Consider the following 19,093-nt stretch of genomic DNA (forward strand, 5'->3'; position numbering starts at 1 on the left):
GCCCGCCATGCAGGAGTTTTTGCACCTGGAATACGCCGACAAGGCCGTGCTCTACGTGCCCGTGAGCCAGCTGCAGCTGATCAGCCGCTACACCGGCGTGAGCGCCGACGAAGCGCCGCTGCACAAGCTGGGCAGCGGCCAGTGGGAAAAGGCCAAGCGCAAGGCCGCCGAACAGGTGCGCGACAGTGCAGCCGAGCTGCTCAACATCTACGCCCGCCGCGCGGCGCGCGAAGGCCACGCCTTCCGCTACAGCCCGCAGGACTACGAGACATTTGCCAACGACTTCGGCTTTGAAGAAACGGCCGACCAGAACGCCGCCATCCACGCGGTGATCCAGGACATGATCAGCCCGCGCCCCATGGACCGCCTGGTCTGCGGCGACGTGGGCTTTGGCAAGACCGAGGTGGCCCTGCGCGCGGCCTTTGTGGCGGTGACGGGCGGCAAGCAGGTGGCCTTCCTCGCGCCCACCACGCTGCTGGCCGAGCAGCACTACCAGACTCTGGTAGACCGCTTCAGCAAATGGCCGGTGAAGGTGGCCGAGGTGTCGCGCTTTCGCTCGGGCAAAGAGATCACCGCCGCCATCAAGGGCATCGGCGACGGCACGGTGGACATCGTGGTGGGCACACACAAGCTGCTCTCCGAATCCACCAAGTTCCACAACCTGGGCCTGCTCATCATCGACGAGGAACACCGTTTCGGCGTGCGCCACAAGGAGCAGATGAAGGCCCTGCGCGCCGAGGTGGACGTGCTGACGCTGACGGCCACCCCCATCCCGCGCACGCTGGGCATGGCACTGGAAGGCCTGCGCGACCTGTCGGTCATCGCCACCGCGCCGCAGCGGCGCCTGGCGATCAAGACCTTCGTGCGCAACGAGGGCACGGGCGTGATCCGCGAGGCGGTGCTGCGTGAATTGAAGCGCGGCGGGCAAGTGTACTTCCTGCACAACGAGGTGGAGACCATCGAGAACCGCCGCCAGAAGCTCGAAGAAATACTGCCCGAGGCGCGCATCGCCGTGGCCCACGGCCAGATGCCCGAGCGCGAACTGGAGCGCGTGATGCGCGACTTCGTGGCCCAGCGCTACAACATCCTGCTGTGTTCGACCATCATCGAGACCGGCATCGACGTGCCCACGGCCAACACCATCATCATGAGCCGCGCCGACAAGTTTGGCCTGGCGCAGCTGCACCAGCTGCGCGGGCGCGTGGGCCGCAGCCACCACCAAGCGTACGCCTACCTGATGGTGCCCGACACCGAGGGCCTGACCAAGCAGGCCGCGCAGCGGCTCGATGCGATCCAGCAGATGGAAGAACTGGGCAGCGGCTTCTACCTGGCCATGCACGACCTGGAGATCCGCGGCGCTGGCGAGGTGCTGGGCGAGAACCAGAGCGGCAACATGCTGGAGGTGGGCTTTCAGCTGTACAACGAGATGCTCAACGAAGCCGTCAAGGCGCTCAAGGCCGGCAAGGAGCCGGACCTGCTCAGCCCACTGAGTGTCACCACCGACATCAACCTGCACGCCCCCGCCCTGCTGCCCGACGACTACTGCGGCGACGTGCACCTGCGCCTGTCGTTCTACAAGAAACTGGCCACGGCCAAGACGCCCGACCAGATCGACGGCCTGCTCGAAGAGATCGTGGACCGCTTCGGCAAGCTGCCGCCGCAGGCCCAGACGCTGATCGACGTGCACCGCCTGCGCGTGCTGAGCCAACCCTACGGCGTGGTCAAGGTGGATGCCGCCCCGGGCGTTATCAACATCACCTTCAAGCCCCAGCCGCCCATCGACCCGATGCGCATCATTGAACTGATCCAGAAGAACAAGCACATCAAGCTGGCGGGCAACGAGAAGCTGCGCATCGAGCGCGAGCTGAAGGAGCCCAAGGACCGCGCACAGATGGTGCGGGACATTCTGCGCAGCCTGGGGCAACCCGTGGTGGCTGCATAGCACTTTACAAGCCAGAGAGGCCACAAGCGCTAGTGAATCATGCGCTGATAGCTATCAAAAGAGAAGCAAAACAATGTGGCTGGAGTCTCTCGTCGCGCTGGTGGCCCTGACGACCGCCTTGGTCACGCGGCCCTGGCGCTTGCTGGCCAGCCGCACGCCGCTGGAGCACGAGTCCCATGGCGCGGCGTCCCCGCTGTGGACACCATTGCTCGCCACGCTGGTGTTCCTGCCCTGGCTGTGGGCGCTGCCCACGCTGCACGCCATGCCGCTGCAATTGCAATGGTCGGGCGCGTGCCTCGTGGTGCTGATGCTGGGCTGGCCGCTGGCCATCCCCGTGCTGCTGGCGGTGGGCGCCATTGCGGGCCTGCTCTCACCCGCCCTGGACTGGGCCGATGCGCTGGGCGCCGCCATCTGGCTGGGCGTGGTGCCCGCCACGCTGGCCCTGGCGCTGGGCGCGCTGGTGCGGCGCTTTGTCGGTACGCAGCCATTTGTGTACGTGCTGGGCCGCGCGTTTCTGGGCACCGTGGCCTGCGTGTTTGCTGCCGGTGTGCTGTCGCAATGGACCGGGCACCTGTTGCCCGGTGTGGGCAGCGAACTGTCTCTGGTGGCCCGCTGGCTCATGGCATGGGGCGACGGGTTTGTGACGGGTATGCTCACCGCGATCTTTGTGGCCTTCAAGCCAGAATGGCTGGCCACCTGGTCCGACCAGCTCTATCTGAAGCGCCCTCCGCAGTAGCGCAGTGTTGCCAACGCACACCACAGGCACTGCAGACACGCAGCGATACGAAACATATATGTTTCGCATACAATTCGCTGCATGGGTATTGTCAAAATTTCAGACCAAATGCACGAGAACCTGCGCGTTGCCAGCAACGCCCTGTCTCGCTCAATCAACGCACAGGCAGAACACTGGATGCGCATCGGCATGCTGGCCGAGCTGCATCCCAACCTCGACCACAGCGACATCTGCCAGCTGCTGATCCGCGCCGAACAGGCCGGGGGCTTTGATCTGGACACGGTGGCGGCCTCCGTGGCCGCCAAGCCGGGCCACAGCGGGCGGCGTGTTCAATGAAGTCGTCCCGCGTCACCCTGCGCTCCCCCGCCGAAATCGCCCAGGCGCGTGAGGCCGGCCGCCTGGCCGCCCGCGTGCTGCACATGATCACGCCGCACGTGCAGCCCGGCGTCAGCACCGAGGCACTGGACCGGCTCTGCCACGACTACATCGTGAACGAACTGCAGGTCACCCCCGCCAACGTGGGCTACCTGGGGTATCCCAAAACCGTGTGCACCTCGGTCAACCACGTGATCTGCCACGGCATTCCGTCGCCGGGGCAGGTGCTCAAGGCGGGCGACATCATCAACATCGATGTGGCCATCATCAAGGATGGATGGTTCGGCGACACCAGCCGCATGTACTTTGTGGGCGAGCCCAGCCCGCTGGCGCGCCGCCTGGTGGACACCACCTACGAGGCCATGTGCGCGGGCATTGCCCAGGTACGCCCCGGCGCCACGCTGGGCGATGTGGGCCATGCCATACAGACCGTGGCCCACCGCGAGCGGTTCAGCGTAGTGCGCGAATACTGCGGCCATGGCATCGGGCAGATCTACCACGACGAGCCCCAGGTGCTGCACTACGGGCAGCGCGGCCAGGGCCTGCGGCTGGAGGAAGGCATGGTCTTCACCATCGAGCCCATGATCAACGCCGGCAAGCGCGATACGCAGGAGCTGGCCGACGGCTGGACCGTGGTCACCCGCGACCGCTCGCTGTCCGCCCAGTGGGAACACATGGTGGCCGTGACGGCCGATGGGTTCGAGGTGCTCACGCCCTGGCCCGAAGGCACTGGCCGCTATCCCGCCATGGTTTGACCTGCATCTTGCCCGCACGCCGCAGTCTTTGACACAGCACAAGCAGCCGCCGCAGGGACCATCCGATAGTGGTGAACACCACCACAAGGAGGGTCTCCATGAAGCTGCTGAACGATCTGTTTTCTACCGACTACGGCCTGATGAGCATCATCGGCATCGGGTTCATGATCTGCATGGCCGCATTTTTTGTGCGCATGTTCCTGGTCAAGATGAACGAGCCGCCCCAGCCCAACCCGGCCGCCAAGGCCCTCAAAGGCGGCGGCCAGAACCTGCCGCATCCTCGCTGAGGCACAGGATCTGACGAGAGCCGCGCACGGGGCGCGGCCTCTGCCGCCCAGTCCCCGGGGTAGCGCCTGGAGCGAGCGTGGCGGGCACGGCGGGAACAAAAGCCTGCCAGGGATACCATTGCGGGTTCTTACCCCGCATTTGTTCCCCCTTTTTCTGCCATGACCCACGCAACCGAATTCGCCCCTGGCCTCGTCATCCAGGGCATCAAGCCTCCGCTGTCCCTGTCCGCCTACAAGCTCATCGCTTTTGACATGGACTCCACCCTCATCAACATCGAGTGCGTGGACGAAATCGCCGATGCCGCCGGCCGCAAGGCCGAGGTGGCCGCCATCACCGAGGCAGCCATGCAGGGCGTGATCACCGACTACAAGGAAAGCCTGCGCCAGCGTGTGGCCCTGCTCAAGGGCGTGACGGTGCAGCACATGGAGCAGGTGTTCACCGAGCGCCTGCGCTTCAACCCCGGCGCCGAGGAGCTGATCACCGCCGCCAAGGCTGCGGGCCTCACCACGCTGCTGGTCTCGGGCGGCTTCACCTTTTTTGCCGACCGCGTGAAGGCGGGCCTGGGCATCGACTTTGCGCGCTCCAACATGCTGGAAGTGCAAGACGGCCAGCTGACGGGCCGCATGGTGGACCAGGCCTGGGGCGACATCTGCGACGGCGCAGAAAAGCGCCGCACGCTGCTGGAAGTGGCCTCGCTCATGGGCATTTCGCCGCAGCAGGCGATTGCCGTGGGCGACGGCGCCAACGACCTGCCGATGATGGGTGCCGCCGGCCTGTCGGTGGCCTACCACGCCAAGCCCGCCGTGCGTGCACAGGCCAAGGTGGCCATCAACCAGGGCGGGCTCGACCGCTTGCTGGAAGTGCTGCGCTGAGCGGCGTGGCGCCTCAGTACGTACAGGGCGCCACTGGATACTATTAATTTGATAGCTATCCAGGCATGTAGCACTAGCGCATCACGCCGTTTTTATTCAAACCCAGGTGCATCGGGCAATCCGGGCACCAACGAGGCCCTGCGGCGGGCACTGCCGGCGCGCGGGGCGGCCACCGTGGCCAGCAGCGCCACACCCTGGGGTGACGTGGGCGCCACCAGGTCCGCCAGCGTCACGCCATCCAGCACCTCCAGATAGGCCTGCATGGCCTGGCCCAGCACCCCTTTGAGCCGGCAGTGGCTGCTCAGGCGGCACTGGTTGGAGGCGGGGTCAAAACATTCCACCAGGTTGAAGTCCGTCTCGGTGGCACGCACCACCGCGCCAATGTGGATGGACGACGCCGGCACCATCAGCCGCATGCCACCGCCCCGCCCGCGCGTGGTCTCGAGCAGGCCCTGCGCCGACAGCTGCTGCACGATCTTCATCAGGTGGCTGCGCGAGATGCCATAGCCCTCGGCCACCTCCGTGATGGTGACGGGCTGCGCCCGCCCCTCGGTGGCGGCGCAATACATCAGCACGCGCAGCGTGTAGTCGGTCCATTGGGTCAGTCGCATGGGTTTGCCGCAGATCAATCAAAAAGATGCATACATCCTGAATTTTATTCGGTAAAATATTCACACGATATGAATCTTTAAAGGACCACCATGAACGCCCGCATCGACACCCTGCACGCCACAGCCCCCACCACCCCACTGCCGCTGAGCGCCGAGCAGCAGATCGGCCAGATCGCCGTGCAGTTGCCGGGCGCCACGGCGGTGTTTCGGCGCCTCAAGCTGGACTTCTGCTGCGGTGGCCAGGTGAGCCTAGCCAAGGCGGCTGCCGACAAGGGGCTGGACGCCGACGCCGTGCTGGCCGAGCTGGCGGCCCTGCAGCGCAGCGACGCCGTGCCCAAGGCAGCGTCGCCCAGCGCGCTCATCGACCACATCCTGGCGCGCTACCACGAGGTGCACCGCCAGCAGCTGCCCGAGCTGATCCGCATGGCCCGCCGCGTGGAGGCCGTGCACCGCGACCACCCGCAGGTGCCGGTCGGCCTGGCCGACCACCTGGAGGCCATGCACGAAGAGCTGCTGTCGCACATGCTCAAGGAAGAGCAGGTGCTGTTCCCCATGCTCAAGAACGGCGGCAACCCGTTTGTGGGCCAGCCCATCGGCATGATGCGCGCCGAACACGTGGACCATGGCGAGGCGCTGGACAAGCTCAACGCGCTGACGAATGACGCCACGCCTCCCCAAGGCGCATGCAACACCTGGCGCGCGCTCTACGCGGGCATTGCCCAGCTGGGCGACGACCTCATCAACCACATCCACCTGGAAAACAACGTGCTGTTTCCACGGTTCGAAGCCAGCGCTGCACCCGCGCAAGCTTGTGCCACGTCAGCCTGCGGCTGCCAGTGAGCCAGCACACTGCCGCCATGACCGAAGAAGCCCACCCTACACAGACCGCCGGCAAGCTCGCCCCCAGCGCGGAGAGCATCACGCAATTGGTGCACGGCTTTTACGGGGATGTGCGGCGCGACCCGCTGCTGGGTCCGGTGTTTGAAAAGGCCCTGCACGGCCAGTGGGACGCCCACCTGCAGCGCCTGGTGGACTTCTGGAGCACCGTCGCGCTGGGCGCCCGCAGCTTCAAAGGCGATGTCTTCGGCAAACACATGGCTCTGGAGGGCGTCACGCCCGCCCACTTTGCGGCCTGGGTGGCGCTGTGGCAACAGCACACCAGCCGCTTGTTTGCGCCGGAGGTGGCGCACGACCTGCAGGTGGCGGCCCATGGTATTGCACGCAACCTGTTCCGGGGCTACTTTGCGAACGACCCCGGTTTTGTGCAGCCCCGCGACGAGGGCCATGGGCGCGATGAGCACGGCGCCCGCCACCAGGGCAGCGGAGAAACCCAGCGAGGTTGAAGACTGCCGACTGGCAACGCGGTCGCCAGCGCCCGCTTCTGGCTTATTTGCCCTTGTTGCCCGGCGTGAAGAACAGCGCCAGACCCACTGCTATCAGCGCCACAGGCCACCACACCCGCAGCAGCTCGCGAAGGCTGATGCTGATCAGTCCCAGGTTGGTCAGCAGAAAAAACACGCCCAGCACGACCAGAACGATCGCAGCGATATTGCCCTTCATGTGCATTCCCTCGGTGTGGTTGTTGGTATGACGACGTGCATTATGGTCGCCAGCAACCAAAGGAACGCCCCAGTTTTTGCAATGGTGCAGGCCTCTCAGCGCCCGCGCAAGGGCCGAAGCAGGTCCGACAGCCCGTTGTGATCAATCTCGTGCATCAGCGCCAGCAACTGGCCCAACTCGCCCTTGGGAAACCCCTCGCGCGCAAACCAGTTGAGGTAGTTGCCCGGCAGGTCCGCCAGCAGCGTGCCTTTGTGCTTGCCGTACGGCATCTCGGTGGTGACCAGGCGCTGCAGTTTCTCTGCGTCCATTGCCCTGCCCCGCTCAGCCGCCCGCGCGCTTGACCTTGTGGCCCAGCTTCTGCAGCGCGGCCATCACGCGTTCCACGTGGTCGCCCTGCACCTCGATCACGCCGTCCTTCACCGTGCCGCCGCTGCCACAGGCGGCCTTGAGCTGCTTGCCTACTTGCTCCAGCGCAGTCTCGTCCACCAGCACGCCTTTGACCAGGGTGACCGCCTTGCCGCCGCGCCCTTTGGTCTCGCGCGAGACGCGCACGATGCCATCACCCGTGGGCAGGGGCTTGTTCTGCTTGCAGGTGCACTGCGCCACCGGCTGGCGGCACGTGGGGCACATGCGGCCCGACTCGGTGGAATACACCAGGCCGCCCAGGTCTGCCAGGGACTTCATGGCTTCTTCCCTTCCACCTCTTGCTGCAGCATGTGAAAGTCGAGCAGGCGCGTGGCCAGCAGCGTCTCGGTCAGAAAACACACCAGCGCCAGCAAAAAGCACGCAACGCCCGCCAGAAACCCGCCCACCGCAAGGCGACTGGACTGAAAGTCGGTGGTTTCGCCCAGGAACAGCAGGATGATGGTCGTGCCAATGAGGAAGGCACAAAACGTCAGCAGCGCAATACAACCGTTGGCCAGCCGTCCACGCAAACGCAAGTCCGCCAGCTCCTTGTAGGCACGGGCCAGAAACTCGGGTTCGGCATTGACGCGCGCGCGGTCTTCCACCACACGCGCCCGGTCGATGATCCGGGCCAGGCGGCCGGCCACCGCGCCGATCATGCCGGACACCGCAGTGAGCAAAAACACGGGCGCCACCGCCAGCTGGATGCCGTGGGTGATGGCGGAGGTATCTAGGGGCAAAGCCATGGGGTTCGGGTCCGGGAAAACTGTCAACGAAAAACGGGGCGGCCCGATTATCGGTTGCCCAACGCAGGGGCCGAGCACTCGCATTCCCTGCAATCTTGCAGGTGCAAGGCGCGCATTGCTGGCCTGTGAGAAGGCACCGGGCAAGAGGGCATCGGGCAAACGCGGCGACAATGCGGGCCATTACTGCTTTGTCCGCGCTGCCTTGCGTGCCTTCTTCAACGCATTCCCAGCGCCTTTCCATGCCTTTTGCCTCCCTCGGTCTGTCCCCCGCCCTCGTCCATGCCGCCGCCCAGGCGGGCTTTGTGGCGCCCACGCCCATTCAGGCAGGCGCCATTCCGGCCATCCTGCAGGGGGTAGATCTGCTGGGTGCCGCACAGACGGGCTCGGGCAAGACGGCGGCATTTGCCCTGCCCTTGCTGCAGCAGCTGCAGCTCAGCGCCACTGGCGGCCCGCGCCGGGTGCGCGCCCTGGTGCTGGTGCCCACCCGTGAACTGGCAGCGCAGGTGGGAGAAGTGCTGCGCAGCCTGGCGCAGCACCTGCAGCAACCGCTCAAGATCGCCATCGTGTTCGGCGGAGTGTCGATCAATCCGCAGATGTTGGCCCTGCGCGGCGGCGCCGACATTGTGGTGGCCACGCCGGGCCGCCTGCTGGACCTGGTGGACCACAACGCGTTGCGCCTGTCGGCCGTGGCGCACCTGGTGCTGGACGAAGCAGACCGGCTGCTGGACCTGGGCTTTGCCGAGGAACTGCAGCGCGTGCTGGCGCTGTTGCCAGCCCGGCGGCAGAACCTGTTTTTCTCGGCCACATTCCCAGCCGCAGTGCAGGCGCTGGCCGATGGCCTGCTGAAGCAGCCGGTGCGCGTGGAGGTGCCCCACACACCGGGTAACGAGCCTGCCATCGAACAACGCGCCATTGCGGTGGACGCCAGCCGCCGCACCCAGTTGCTGCGCCACCTGGTCAAGGAGCACAACTGGTCGCGCGTGCTGGTGTTTGTGGCCACGCAATACGCGGCCGAGCATGTGGCCGAGAAGCTGTACAAGGCGGGCATCTTTGCATCGCCCTTCCACGGCGGCCTGAGCCAGGGCGCGCGCAACCAGGTGCTGCAGGAGTTCAAGGACGAGCGCTGGCAGGTGGTCGTGACCACCGACCTCGCAGCACGCGGCATCGACATTGCGCAGTTGCCTGCCGTGGTGAACTACGACCTGCCCCGATCGGCCGTGGACTATGTGCACCGCATCGGCCGCACCGGCCGGGCGGGCGAGAGCGGCATGGCCGTGAGCTTTGTGACCGCCGATGCCGAGGCGCATTTCCGGCTGATCGAAAAACGCCAGCACCTCACCATCCCACGCGAGCAGATTGCGGGCTTTGAACCCACCGAGGCTCCCGCGCCCGCACCATCCACCGACCCCGGGGGCACCGGCGGCATCAAGGGCAAACGCCCCAGCAAAAAGGACAAGCTGCGCGCAGCAGCGGCGCAGGCAGCCGATGCCCCCGCTGCGCACAAAAAAGGCCCCTGAAAGGGGCCTGCAGTGCTTGACTGAGGGTGAGCGGGGTGGCATCCACCCAGCGCCAGGGCTTACGCGCCTTCTTCGTCGTCCATGTCCAAGCCATCTGGCCCGCTGTGTGAAGCCTCACCAGCCGGACGGGGTGTGCGCTTGCCGGGCTTGGCCAGAATTTCCACATAGAACTGGGCGCCGCCCTCGGCGGCCACGCCGTTGATCAGCCCGGTCACGGCGGCCAGGTGCGCCACGGCGGCGTCTTCCTTGGTGCGGCCAAACTGGCAGTCAAAGTCCCAGAAATCGGCGCCTTCGGGCAGGTCGCGGCGCCGTTCGCGCTTGATGTACTTGCGGATTTCGTGCTTGACGGCATCCAGAACGCGATCGCGGTTCTTGCCTTCAACGTGGAGTTGGAAAGTTTTTCTCATGGGCGATAGTACCGCCTGCGACAGGTGCCGTTTCACACCTGCGCATCCAGGTGCCACAATGGTGCATTACTTTTGGTTACCACCAGCCCATGAACCACGACCTGCGCCTGCTGCATCTGTTGCCAGCGGCTGTGCTTGTCACGCAAGAGGGCGCCATCCGCTTTGCCAACGCCGCCAGCATGGAGTTGCTGGAGGCGCCCAGTATCGACAGCCTGATCGGGCGGCTGTCTGGCGACTTTGTGCACCCTCTGGACCAGGTGCGCTCCACCAACCGCATCCAGCAGGTGGCCGTGCCCGAGCAGGCCGGGCGGCCCAACAAGTCCTCCGAGTTCCGTATCCGCACCGAGCGCGGCAACTTGCGCATGGTGCTGATCAGCAGTGTGGCCATTGAATGGGACGGTGCCCCCGCGGTGCTCATGTGCGGCATGGACATGACACACCAGAGCGAGATCGAGGCCCAGCTGCGCGAGAGCGAGCAGAACTTCCGGCGCCTGTTCGAGAACATGCAGGACGTCTACTACCGCACCGATGCGCAGGGCATCGTGCAGCATGTGGGCCCGGGCGTGCGCCGGGTGCTGGGCTACGAGCCCCACGAAATCGAAGGCCGCACGGCTGAGTCGTACTACCCCCAGAGCAAAGACCGCGACGCGTTCAAGGCCGCGATCATGGAACACGGCGAGGTGTCGGACTTTCCGGGCCAGATGGTGCGGCGCGATGGCACGGTGATCGACATCTCCATCAGCAGCCATGCGCTGTACGACCATGCAGGCAATTTTGCGGGGGTCGAAGGCATCTACCGCGACGTCACGCAGCGCAAGAACCTGGAGCGCGAGCTGCAGCGCCTGGCCACCACCGACATGCTGACGGGCATTGCCAACCGCCGCGCGTTTCTGGAATGCGCCGAGTCGGCCTATGCCCATTCACGCAGCAACGGCGAGCCGCTGACCTTGCTGATGCTGGACCTGGACCACTTCAAGGCCATCAACGACCGTTTTGGCCACCTGGAAGGCGACCGGGCGCTGATGGCATTTGCGCAGGCCATCAAGGGCCAGTTGCGCGCCAGCGATGCCGTGGGCCGGCTGGGCGGCGAAGAGTTTGGCGTGCTGTTGCCCCTGACCACACTGGCCGAGGGCCTGGAGGTGGCCACGCGCATGCTGCACAGCATTCGCGCCTTGGAGCTGACGGACGATGCAGGCCACAGCTACCGCATCACCACCAGCCTGGGTGTGGGCGCCTTCCGCCAGAGCGATCGCAGCCTGCGCGACATGCTCGACCGTGCCGACCAGGCGCTGTACCTGGCCAAGCACCGGGGGCGCAACCAGGTGGCTTCGCTCGAGACGCTGGACGAGTGATCATTCAGTCGCCCTGATCGGTGAGAGATCAGGGCCATGCAGCATGCCAAGGCACCTGTTCAAAGGCGCATGCGTTCCTGCTGCAGGTTCCACAGGCAGGCGGCGATGCGCAGCAGCATCTCCATCACCTGCTCCGAGCCGCTGCAGGACAGCTCCAGATCATCAATGAGCATCGCCAGCTGCGAGATGGCGTCTTCGGGGGCGGCAGCGCCACCACTGCGCGCCACTTCGGCAATCGCGATCAATACGTCGGTGCGGTTCATGGCGCAGGTCTTGGCGTGGTGGGTGGCAATGTCTCGGTCATTGGCGGCATAGGCCACGCGACGCAGAGACCACGCCGCCGCCGGGCTAGCGGGCCGAGATGGCCAGTTGCGCGCGACTGCCAGCCCCGCCCTCCAGAGCCACAGCAGGGGGCAACCCTGCCGTTTCCAGCAAGGGTGCGCCTGCAGCAGGCAGGGGCATATCTGGCGACAGGCGGAACTGGTGAATCACCTCCAGCAGGCGCCTTACCTGATTCTTCATGCCGGTCGAGGCAGACGAACTGTCATCCACCAGCGCAGCGTTCTGCTGCGTGGCCGCGTCCAGCTGGCGCACGGCCTCTCCGATCTGGGCAATGCCCCGGGCCTGCTCCTGCCCGGCATCCTTGATGGCGGTGATGAGCGACACCACCTGGTTCACATGGTGCACGGTGTTGGCCACACGCTCGCCCGCCTGCCCCACCAGGGTGGACCCGCGCTCCACACCCTGCACGCTGGCCGAGATCAGGCCGCGAATCTCCCGGGCCGCCATGCTGCTGCGCTGCGACAGGCCCCGCACCTCGCCAGCCACCACCGCAAAGCCCCGGCCCTGTTCACCCGCACGCGCGGCCTCCACCGCCGCATTCAGCGCCAGCAGGTTGGTCTGGAAGGCGATGTCGTCGATCACCTTGATGATGTCCGTGATCTTTTGCGACTGGGTCTTGATCTCCTGCATGGTGGCGATCACGTCGCGCATCACGCTGCCGCCTTCGTTGGCCACGCTGCTCGCCTCTTGCGCCAGGGCGGTGGCACGCTGGGCGTTGTCGGTGTTGTGCTGCACCGTGATGGTCAGCTGCTCCATCGACGCGGCCGTCTCCTGCAGGTTGGATGCCTGCACCTCGGTGCGGCGTGCCAGGTCTTCGGTGCCGCCCGCCATCACCACGGCCTCGTGGGCGACCGTCTCGGTGCTGGCGCGCACCTCGGTGATCACGCGCACCAGCTGGTGGTTCATCTCACGCAGGGCCCCCAGCAGCTCGGCGGTCTCGTCGTTGCCACGCACGTCGATCTGCGCCGTCAGGTCGCCCCCCGCCACGGTGCGTGCCAGCACCACGGCCTGACGCAGCGGCCGCGAGATGGAACGGGTGATGACCCAGGCCATCGCAGCACCTGCCAGCAATGCGAGGGCTGTGGCGGCCAGCATCCACCAGTGGATGGTGTCGCTCATGGCGCGCGCCCCTGCAAACTCTGCCGCAGCCACGTTGATCTGCAGCGCCACCAGGCGCTCGATGGCGTCCTGCACCTTGAGCGCATTGGGGCGGATCTGGGTGATGTACAGCTCAGAGCCGTCGTCGTACTTGCCGGCCACCAGCGCGGCCGACGCCGGGATCAGGCCCTTGTCCAGATAGGTGGCGTTGGCATCGGCAAAGGCCTGCGCCAGGGCCTGCTCCTCGGCCCCCAGGGGCTTGGCGGCGTACTCCTTCCACAGGACCTGGATGCGCTCGACATTGGCGGTCAGGGCCGCGTGGCTGGCCTCCAGGTTGCTGGTGCCGGGGTCCATCAGCATGTCCATCACCAGCACACGGTTGCGCTGCGTCAGGTGGCTGATCTCGGCCAGCACGCCCATAGGCACGGTGCGGTCGCCGTACAGGGCTGCGCTGCGCTCGGTCAACCGCTTGGCCCCGCTGATGCCACCCGCCGCCAGGGCCGAGATCAGCAACAACAGCACGGCAAACGCCAGCGCCAGCCGGGTACCAATTTTCATTTTTTGAAGCATCTGAATCTTTCGTGAAGGTCGCCGAGGCGTCGCCGCCTTGTGGGAACGAACGCGTGTGGCCCGCTGGAGAATGCCCACCCGTTGCATACAGCGAATTCCCGGCGGAATGCGAAAGATACTAATTGTTTCAAATGACAAATTAATGACGGAGAGAGAAACCTTGACCATTCAGGCCAATGATTCAAATCGCTGTCATTTTGCTAGGATCGGCACCGCAAGCGGCATACCAGCTCAATGAGAGTGCGCCGACTTTCATTGCACCGGAAATAGTGCGCGGCATATCGTTATTCATAAAAACCATTACATAAAACACATGAAATATATTTACTTTCTTTTGCTGGCAACCATGGCCCTTGTGCAGGCGGGGCTGGCCAGCGCGCAGACCGTGACGGGCGCTGGCTCTTCGGCGGCAGCGCCCATCTACCGCAGCTGGGCCAAGGCCTATGCCAAGGCCACCGGCAGTGCGGTGGACTACGACCCGGTAGGGTCCAGCGCGGGCATGAAAAAGATCCAGCAACAGGCCGTCGGCTTTGGTGCGACCGACGTGTACCCTGCCGAGAAGGACCTGCTGGAGCACGGACTGCTCGCGCTGCCCGTGGCCATCACCGGCATCAGCCCCATCGTCAACCTGCCCAAGGTGCCCAACGCCCAGCTGCGCCTGACGGGCGAGGTGCTCAGCCGCATCTTCATGGGCGAAATCACCCGCTGGAATGCGGCCGACATCACGGCGCTGAACCCCGATTTGCCCTTGCCCGACCTGCCGATCAAGGTGGTGGTGCGCGCCGATGGCTCGGGCACCACCTACAACTTTGCGGACTACCTGGGCAAGGTAAGCCCGCAATGGAAAAAAACCTACGGCGCCAAAACCAGCATTGCCTGGCCTGCAGGGGTGCTGGCCTTCAAAGGCAGCGACGGAGTGGCCAAGGGCGTGCGCGACACGGTGGGCGCCATCGGGTATGTGGACCACGGCTATGTGGCCGAATACGGCCTGACCACCGTGCAGATGAAAAATGCCGACGGCAGTTATGTCAAACCCTCCATCGACGCTTTCAAGGCAGCACTGGCCAACAGCGATTGGTCGGCCACCGGGGTTTTCAACAGCACTTTGACGCAGCGGCCCGGCAAATCGGTGTGGCCCATCACCATGGGCACGTTTGTGGTGTTCCCCAAGGTCACGCAGAACCCCGACCAGACGGCCCAGGCCTTGCGGTTCATTCTGTGGTCGTTCCTCAATGGCGACACCTTGGTGCAAGAGAATAATTTTGTGCGCCTACCCGACCGGGTTCAGGCTTCGGCATTCAAAATTATTACCTCCATCCGAGATAATCAGGGAAAACCGTTGGGCATGAGCTTGATATCGTCTTTCAATCGCTCATCGCAATAAATCCGCTTTCGCGTGAATCATTGATTATTCAAAGATAACCAGAGCACCATCTTGATCCGGCATCACCTTGCGAAGGGAATACCACAGGATAATGCCGCCATCATGGAAATCGAATTCAAGTTCTGCATCCCGCCCGAGCGCCTGGCCGCTGTGCAAGCGGCATTGCGCCGGGGCCGGTGTGTCGCCATCCGCATGGAGGCCCGCTACTTCGACACGCCCGACGGCGCACTGGCGTCACGCGGCATAGCGTTTCGCCTGCGGCGCGAGGGCGACCAGTGGGTGCAAACCGTCAAGGCGCTGGGCGATGGCCCGCTGGACCGGCAGGAGCACAACGTCGCACGCGGCCCCGCCATAGAAGGCATCGCGCCCGAGCCCCTGCCCCAGTTGCACAGTGGCACCGTGGCAGGCGCCCGGCTGCAGCAGGCCCTTCAAGCCGCTGGTGGCCCCCTCGTCGAAACCTATGGCACCGAGATGGACCGGCTGACACGCGACATCACCCACCAGGGAACGGTGGTCGAGCTGGCGCTGGACACCGGCCGGGTGGTGGCCCACCGGGGCACGCCCCAGCAGGCAGAGGCCCCCATTTGCGAGCTGGAGCTGGAACTCAAGGCCGGGCCGGTGGCGGGTCTTGCAGCGCTCGCCGCGCAGTGGGCCACGCGGCACGGGCTGTATCTGAGCACCGCGTCCAAAGCCGAAAGGGGCGAGCGCCTGCTGGCCGCACCCGATCGCAGTTCGCCCCGCAAGGCTCGGCCCCCTTCCCCCCAGTACCAGCAACTGCCTGCCGGGCTGGCCCTGCAGCGCGCTGTGGTGGCGCAGTGCCTGCAGCAAGTCCTGGGCCCTGCCAGCGACCTGGCTGAAGGGTCCAGCGACGAGGAGCAGCTGCACCAGCTGCGCATCGGCATCCGCCGCCTGCGCACCGCCCTGCGCGAGCTGGCGCCGCTGGCCCCAGGCAACTTTGACCCCGCCTGGGAGCCGCCCCTGGTCCATGTGTTCCAGCAGCTCGGCCACCTGCGGGACCGCAGCCAGGTGATGCAACGCATCGGTGCCGAACTGCGCGATGCCGGAGCGCCGCCCCTGTCCACCCACCCGAACGACACCGCCGGGCTGGTGGCCCAGGCCGCACAACAGACCGTGCGCGATGCGGCCTTTCAGGAAGCGCTGGTGTATCTGATGGCCTTTACCACCCCAGGGCTGGACGCCACGGGCGACGCCGCAGCAGGCCTGGACGCCCGTGCCACGCGCCACCTGCTGCAGCAGCGCCTGCGCGCACTGCACGCCCAGGTGCAAAAAGGCGCACGGGGTTTTGCCACGCGCACGCCCCAGGCACAGCACCGGCTGCGCAAACGCCTCAAACGCCTGCGCTACCTCACAGAGTTCGTGGCGCCCGCGCTGGATGCACACAGCGCCCGGTTTCTGGACAGCCTGCAGCCAGCGCTGTCGGCATTGGGCCGCCTCAATGACGAGCGTGTGGCGGCAGCGCTGTACCGCGAGCTTGCAGAGTCCGGCGACCTGAAGGCCTGGTTTGGCGCAGGCTGGCTGGCGGGGCGGCAGGCCCAGTCGGTGGCGGCTTGTGAGCAAGCCCTGGGCCAGATGGAGAAAGCCCCCCGATTGCGCAAAACCGGCAAACGCTGAAGGGACACCCACACGGCACAATGGACCGCATGACGGCCTCTCCTCCTTCGCGGCGCCAGCCGCCCTCCGCGCCCCGCCACCCCTCTGCGCGCACCACCCAGCGACCCACGCCAGACAAAGACCAGATCGCGCTGCTGGAACCCTTTGAACGCCTGGGCCTGGACCGCATTGCGCTGGTCGCCACGCCTGCACAGGCCGACCAGGCTTGCCAGGCGCTGGCCAGCGCCAGTGCCTGGGGTTTTGACACCGAATCCAAACCCACCTTTGTGCGCGATGAGCCGTCGGACGGGCCGCACATCGTGCAACTGGCTACGCTGGAGCGGGCCTGGGTGTTCCAGCTGCACGACCCCGGCTGCCGAGCGCGCGTGGCCGAGCTGCTGGCCCTGCAGGGTGTGACCAAGGCGGGCTTTGGGCTGGGTGACGACACCAAGCGCATCCAGCACAAGCTGGGCGTGCAACCGGCCGATGTGCTGGAGCTGAACACCGTGTTCCGCCAACGCGGCTACCGCAAGGACATGGGCGTGAAAGGGGCCGTGGCGGTGCTGTTCAACCGGCGCTTTATCAAGTCCAAAAAAGCCGCCACCTCCAACTGGGCCAACGCCCGGCTGAGCGAGGCCCAGCTGGTCTACGCGGCCAACGACGCGTGGGCAGCGCTGCGGGTGTTCAACGCCTTGAATCTGTCCGCCTGAGGGATAAGGAGGGCACAACCGCCGTGACCCATCACGGCAGTCGCCATCCTGTTTTCACTATCAAAAATATAGCTGCTCAGGCATATTCCATTAGCGCCACCGGCCAAAATGACCTCAACAACACGCCTGACAGGCCCTGTGAAACCCTGTGAGCCCCTGCAGGCGATGTACGCACCGACCTACAGCCGGGCTGCCAGCCGCGCAGCCTGGTCGATGGCGCGCTTGGCGTCCAGCTCGCCGGCCTCCAGCGCACCACCGATGAGGTGGGGCTTGCGGCCCTGGGCCTCCAGGTCCTGCGCCAGGCTGCGCAACGGCACCTGGCCCGCGCACAGGACCACGGTGTCGCAAGGGATCCAGGTCGGGTCTTCGCGCTTCTCGCCGTACGAGACCAGCAGCCCTTCGTCGGCAATGCGCTCGTAGTTCACGCCACCCACCATCTCCACCGCTTTCATCTTGAGCACGGTGCGGTGGATCCAGCCCGTGGTCTTGCCCAGGCCGCCGCCCAGCTTGCCCTTCTTGCGCTGCAGCAGCGTCACCTGCCGTGCAGGGGGCGTCACGCGCGGGCCGCTGGCGGCCAGGCCACCGCGCGCCTCGGCCGGGTCGGTGATGCCCCATTCGGCCTTCCAGGCGGGCAAATCGAGCGTGGTGGAGGGGTGCTCACCATGCGTGAGGAACTCAGCCACATCAAAGCCGATGCCGCCCGCGCCGATGATGGCCACGCGCTCGCCCACCGGCTTGCCGTGGCGCAGCACATCGATGTAGCTCAGCACCTTGGGGTGGTCCTGGCCGGGGATCTTCGGATCGCGTGGCTCCACGCCGGTCGCGACGATGACCTCGTCAAAGCCCGCCAGGTCGGCGGCTGCGACCTTGCGGTTCAGATGCAGCAACACGCCAGTGTCTTCCACCCGCGTGGCCAGGTAACGCAGCATTTCGTGGAACTCTTCCTTGCCCGGAATCACCTTGGCCATGTTGAGCTGGCCGCCGATGGCGGGCGCCGCGTCGAACAGGTGGACCTCGTGGCCACGCTCGGCAGCCACCGTGGCAGCGGTGAGGCCTGCAGGCCCCGCGCCCACCACCGCGATGCGCTTGCGCGACGACACGGGGCGGTACACGAGCTCCGTCTCATGGCAAGCACGCGGGTTGACGAGGCAGCTGCTGGTCTTGTTCTGGAACACATGGTCCAGGCAGGCCTGGTTGCAGGCAATGCAGGTGTTGATGCGGTCGGCCCGGCCTTGCGCAGCCTTCTTCACAAACGCCGCATCGGCCAGCAGGGGCCGCGCCATGGACACCATGTCGGCGCAGCCATCGGCCAGCACCTGCTCGGCCACCTCGGGCGTGTTGATGCGGTTGGACGTGACCAGCGGCGTGGTGATGCCCGCCGCTGCAAACTCGGCCTTCATCTTTTGCGTGACCCAGGCAAACGCTGCGCGCGGCACGCTGGTGGCAATGGTGGGCACCCGCGCCTCGTGCCAGCCAATGCCGGTGTTGACGATGTTCGCCCCGCCCGTGGCCACGGCCTTGCCCAGGGTGACGATCTCGTCCCACGCGCTACCGCCGGGCACCAGGTCGATCATGGACAGGCGGTAGATGATGATGAAGTCCGGCCCCACGGCCTCGCGCATGCGGGCCAGAATCTCCACGGGCAGCCGCATGCGGTGGCTGTAGTCGCCGCCCCAGGCATCGCGCCGCAGGTTGGTGGCTTGCGACAGAAACTGGTTGATGAAATAGCCCTCCGAGCCCATCACCTCCACGCCGTCGTAGCCCGCCTCGCGCGCCTTCACTGCACAGCGCACGAAGGCGCGGATCTGGCGC

Annotated in this window: 22 protein-coding genes; 13 read left to right on the forward strand and 9 right to left on the reverse strand. The window is 65.8% G+C overall.

Going from position 1 to position 19,093, the window contains the following annotated elements; translation table 11 throughout:
- The 6 genes from mfd to serB form a co-directional block, all read left to right on the forward strand.
- Window positions 1–1,942 (forward strand): transcription-repair coupling factor (mfd, locus tag DBR23_RS31360; RefSeq protein ID WP_233250623.1); only part of this gene is annotated, 1,942 nt, incomplete at its 5' end.
- 73 nt (window positions 1,943–2,015) lie between these two features.
- Complete coding sequence (locus DBR23_RS20760; protein ID WP_108499459.1) at window positions 2,016–2,678, forward strand: hypothetical protein; 663 nt, start codon at window positions 2,016–2,018, stop codon at window positions 2,676–2,678.
- An 81-nt stretch (window positions 2,679–2,759) separates the two neighbouring features.
- On the forward strand, window positions 2,760–3,014 hold the full coding sequence (locus DBR23_RS20765) for a ParD-like family protein (protein ID WP_015014749.1): 255 nt from the start codon (window positions 2,760–2,762) through the stop codon (window positions 3,012–3,014).
- The gene (gene map / locus DBR23_RS20770; protein ID WP_056064239.1) at window positions 3,011–3,808 is read left to right on the forward strand and encodes a type I methionyl aminopeptidase; all 798 of its coding nucleotides are present in this window, start codon (window positions 3,011–3,013) and stop codon (window positions 3,806–3,808) included. Before DBR23_RS20765 ends, map begins: the two co-directional genes overlap by 4 nt.
- 98 nt (window positions 3,809–3,906) lie before the next feature.
- Window positions 3,907–4,095, forward strand: a complete 189-nt coding sequence (locus DBR23_RS20775) for a DUF3149 domain-containing protein (RefSeq protein ID WP_056747190.1) — start codon at window positions 3,907–3,909, stop codon at window positions 4,093–4,095.
- Between the two features lie 159 nt (window positions 4,096–4,254).
- Entirely contained in the window at window positions 4,255–4,968 is a 714-nt protein-coding gene (gene serB, locus DBR23_RS20780; protein ID WP_108499460.1) for a phosphoserine phosphatase SerB, read from the forward strand.
- A 92-nt stretch (window positions 4,969–5,060) separates the two neighbouring features.
- Here serB and DBR23_RS20785 read toward each other — a convergent pair whose 3' ends face one another.
- Window positions 5,061–5,579 (reverse strand): Rrf2 family transcriptional regulator, encoded by a 519-nt coding sequence (locus DBR23_RS20785; RefSeq protein WP_056747228.1) that lies wholly within the window; start codon window positions 5,577–5,579, stop codon window positions 5,061–5,063.
- Between the two features lie 90 nt (window positions 5,580–5,669).
- Here DBR23_RS20785 and ytfE point away from each other — a divergent pair, with 90 nt between their 5' ends.
- Together ytfE and DBR23_RS20795 are read left to right on the forward strand one after the other, a co-directional pair.
- Window positions 5,670–6,419, forward strand: a complete 750-nt coding sequence (gene ytfE, locus DBR23_RS20790) for an iron-sulfur cluster repair protein YtfE (protein WP_199227761.1) — start codon at window positions 5,670–5,672, stop codon at window positions 6,417–6,419.
- Between the two features lie 17 nt (window positions 6,420–6,436).
- On the forward strand, window positions 6,437–6,922 hold the full coding sequence (locus tag DBR23_RS20795) for a group III truncated hemoglobin (protein WP_108499461.1): 486 nt from the start codon (window positions 6,437–6,439) through the stop codon (window positions 6,920–6,922).
- Window positions 6,923–6,965: 43 nt separating this feature from the next.
- Here the strand turns inward: DBR23_RS20795 and DBR23_RS30020 are convergent, their stop codons facing one another.
- The 4 genes from DBR23_RS30020 to DBR23_RS20815 form a co-directional block, all read right to left on the reverse strand.
- Window positions 6,966–7,139 carry a LiaI-LiaF-like domain-containing protein gene (locus tag DBR23_RS30020; protein WP_165836502.1) on the reverse strand — a complete coding sequence of 58 codons (174 nt, stop codon included), beginning with the start codon at window positions 7,137–7,139 and terminating at the stop codon, window positions 6,966–6,968.
- Between the two features lie 95 nt (window positions 7,140–7,234).
- On the reverse strand, window positions 7,235–7,447 hold the full coding sequence (locus tag DBR23_RS20805; RefSeq protein WP_015014757.1) for a DUF3820 family protein: 213 nt from the start codon (window positions 7,445–7,447) through the stop codon (window positions 7,235–7,237).
- Window positions 7,448–7,460: 13 nt separating this feature from the next.
- Window positions 7,461–7,823, reverse strand: coding sequence for a translation initiation factor Sui1 (locus DBR23_RS20810; RefSeq protein WP_108499463.1), 363 nt, complete (start codon window positions 7,821–7,823; stop codon window positions 7,461–7,463).
- Window positions 7,820–8,290 carry a DUF2721 domain-containing protein gene (locus DBR23_RS20815; protein WP_056064262.1) on the reverse strand — a complete coding sequence of 157 codons (471 nt, stop codon included), beginning with the start codon at window positions 8,288–8,290 and terminating at the stop codon, window positions 7,820–7,822. Before DBR23_RS20815 ends, DBR23_RS20810 begins: the two co-directional genes overlap by 4 nt.
- Before the next feature lie 239 nt (window positions 8,291–8,529).
- On the opposite strand from DBR23_RS20815, the gene DBR23_RS20820 reads away from it, so the two are divergent.
- Window positions 8,530–9,807 carry a DEAD/DEAH box helicase gene (locus tag DBR23_RS20820; protein ID WP_108499464.1) on the forward strand — a complete coding sequence of 426 codons (1,278 nt, stop codon included), beginning with the start codon at window positions 8,530–8,532 and terminating at the stop codon, window positions 9,805–9,807.
- A 59-nt stretch (window positions 9,808–9,866) separates the two neighbouring features.
- Here DBR23_RS20820 and DBR23_RS20825 read toward each other — a convergent pair whose 3' ends face one another.
- Window positions 9,867–10,214 carry a DUF6172 family protein gene (locus tag DBR23_RS20825; RefSeq protein WP_108499465.1) on the reverse strand — a complete coding sequence of 116 codons (348 nt, stop codon included), beginning with the start codon at window positions 10,212–10,214 and terminating at the stop codon, window positions 9,867–9,869.
- A gap of 89 nt (window positions 10,215–10,303) precedes the next feature.
- On the opposite strand from DBR23_RS20825, the gene DBR23_RS20830 reads away from it, so the two are divergent.
- Window positions 10,304–11,566 carry a sensor domain-containing diguanylate cyclase gene (locus tag DBR23_RS20830; RefSeq protein ID WP_108499466.1) on the forward strand — a complete coding sequence of 421 codons (1,263 nt, stop codon included), beginning with the start codon at window positions 10,304–10,306 and terminating at the stop codon, window positions 11,564–11,566.
- Between the two features lie 59 nt (window positions 11,567–11,625).
- Here DBR23_RS20830 and DBR23_RS20835 read toward each other — a convergent pair whose 3' ends face one another.
- Together DBR23_RS20835 and DBR23_RS20840 are read right to left on the reverse strand one after the other, a co-directional pair.
- A complete protein-coding gene (locus tag DBR23_RS20835; RefSeq protein ID WP_056747226.1) occupies window positions 11,626–11,829 on the reverse strand; it encodes a hypothetical protein in 204 nt (67 codons plus the stop codon).
- 85 nt (window positions 11,830–11,914) lie between these two features.
- Window positions 11,915–13,564 (reverse strand): methyl-accepting chemotaxis protein, encoded by a 1,650-nt coding sequence (locus DBR23_RS20840; RefSeq protein ID WP_233250624.1) that lies wholly within the window; start codon window positions 13,562–13,564, stop codon window positions 11,915–11,917.
- A gap of 358 nt (window positions 13,565–13,922) precedes the next feature.
- Between DBR23_RS20840 and pstS the strand changes: the two genes are divergently transcribed.
- From pstS to DBR23_RS20855, 3 genes are all read left to right on the forward strand, one after another.
- The gene (gene pstS / locus DBR23_RS20845; protein WP_233250625.1) at window positions 13,923–14,960 is read left to right on the forward strand and encodes a phosphate ABC transporter substrate-binding protein PstS; all 1,038 of its coding nucleotides are present in this window, start codon (window positions 13,923–13,925) and stop codon (window positions 14,958–14,960) included.
- A 102-nt stretch (window positions 14,961–15,062) separates the two neighbouring features.
- A complete protein-coding gene (locus DBR23_RS20850; RefSeq protein WP_108499469.1) occupies window positions 15,063–16,592 on the forward strand; it encodes a CYTH and CHAD domain-containing protein in 1,530 nt (509 codons plus the stop codon).
- A gap of 20 nt (window positions 16,593–16,612) precedes the next feature.
- A complete protein-coding gene (locus DBR23_RS20855; RefSeq protein WP_108499470.1) occupies window positions 16,613–17,281 on the forward strand; it encodes a 3'-5' exonuclease in 669 nt (222 codons plus the stop codon).
- A 179-nt stretch (window positions 17,282–17,460) separates the two neighbouring features.
- Here the strand turns inward: DBR23_RS20855 and DBR23_RS20860 are convergent.
- The coding region (locus tag DBR23_RS20860; RefSeq protein WP_108499471.1) for an FAD-dependent oxidoreductase at window positions 17,461–19,093 on the reverse strand (1,633 nt) is incomplete at its 5' end.

The sequence above is a fragment of the Acidovorax sp. HMWF018 genome, from assembly GCF_003061035.1.
GTDB lineage: Bacteria > Pseudomonadota > Gammaproteobacteria > Burkholderiales > Burkholderiaceae_C > Acidovorax > Acidovorax delafieldii.

Bases quoted from the DNA above. Each gene is read 5' to 3' on its own strand.
- DBR23_RS20760 (WP_108499459.1), top strand. From the start codon at position 2,016: ATGTGGCTGGAGTCTCTCGTCGCGCTGGTGGCCCTGACGACCGCCTTG.
- DBR23_RS20765 (WP_015014749.1), top strand. From the start codon at position 2,760: ATGGGTATTGTCAAAATTTCAGACCAAATGCACGAGAACCTGCGCGTT.
- map (WP_056064239.1), top strand. From the start codon at position 3,011: ATGAAGTCGTCCCGCGTCACCCTGCGCTCCCCCGCCGAAATCGCCCAG.
- DBR23_RS20775 (WP_056747190.1), top strand. From the start codon at position 3,907: ATGAAGCTGCTGAACGATCTGTTTTCTACCGACTACGGCCTGATGAGC.
- serB (WP_108499460.1), top strand. From the start codon at position 4,255: ATGACCCACGCAACCGAATTCGCCCCTGGCCTCGTCATCCAGGGCATC.
- DBR23_RS20785 (WP_056747228.1), bottom strand. From the start codon at position 5,579: ATGCGACTGACCCAATGGACCGACTACACGCTGCGCGTGCTGATGTAT.
- ytfE (WP_199227761.1), top strand. From the start codon at position 5,670: ATGAACGCCCGCATCGACACCCTGCACGCCACAGCCCCCACCACCCCA.
- DBR23_RS20795 (WP_108499461.1), top strand. From the start codon at position 6,437: ATGACCGAAGAAGCCCACCCTACACAGACCGCCGGCAAGCTCGCCCCC.
- DBR23_RS30020 (WP_165836502.1), bottom strand. From the start codon at position 7,139: ATGAAGGGCAATATCGCTGCGATCGTTCTGGTCGTGCTGGGCGTGTTT.
- DBR23_RS20805 (WP_015014757.1), bottom strand. From the start codon at position 7,447: ATGGACGCAGAGAAACTGCAGCGCCTGGTCACCACCGAGATGCCGTAC.
- DBR23_RS20810 (WP_108499463.1), bottom strand. From the start codon at position 7,823: ATGAAGTCCCTGGCAGACCTGGGCGGCCTGGTGTATTCCACCGAGTCG.
- DBR23_RS20815 (WP_056064262.1), bottom strand. From the start codon at position 8,290: ATGGCTTTGCCCCTAGATACCTCCGCCATCACCCACGGCATCCAGCTG.
- DBR23_RS20820 (WP_108499464.1), top strand. From the start codon at position 8,530: ATGCCTTTTGCCTCCCTCGGTCTGTCCCCCGCCCTCGTCCATGCCGCC.
- DBR23_RS20825 (WP_108499465.1), bottom strand. From the start codon at position 10,214: ATGAGAAAAACTTTCCAACTCCACGTTGAAGGCAAGAACCGCGATCGC.
- DBR23_RS20830 (WP_108499466.1), top strand. From the start codon at position 10,304: ATGAACCACGACCTGCGCCTGCTGCATCTGTTGCCAGCGGCTGTGCTT.
- DBR23_RS20835 (WP_056747226.1), bottom strand. From the start codon at position 11,829: ATGAACCGCACCGACGTATTGATCGCGATTGCCGAAGTGGCGCGCAGT.
- DBR23_RS20840 (WP_233250624.1), bottom strand. From the start codon at position 13,564: ATGAAAATTGGTACCCGGCTGGCGCTGGCGTTTGCCGTGCTGTTGTTG.
- pstS (WP_233250625.1), top strand. From the start codon at position 13,923: ATGGCCCTTGTGCAGGCGGGGCTGGCCAGCGCGCAGACCGTGACGGGC.
- DBR23_RS20850 (WP_108499469.1), top strand. From the start codon at position 15,063: ATGGAAATCGAATTCAAGTTCTGCATCCCGCCCGAGCGCCTGGCCGCT.
- DBR23_RS20855 (WP_108499470.1), top strand. From the start codon at position 16,613: ATGGACCGCATGACGGCCTCTCCTCCTTCGCGGCGCCAGCCGCCCTCC.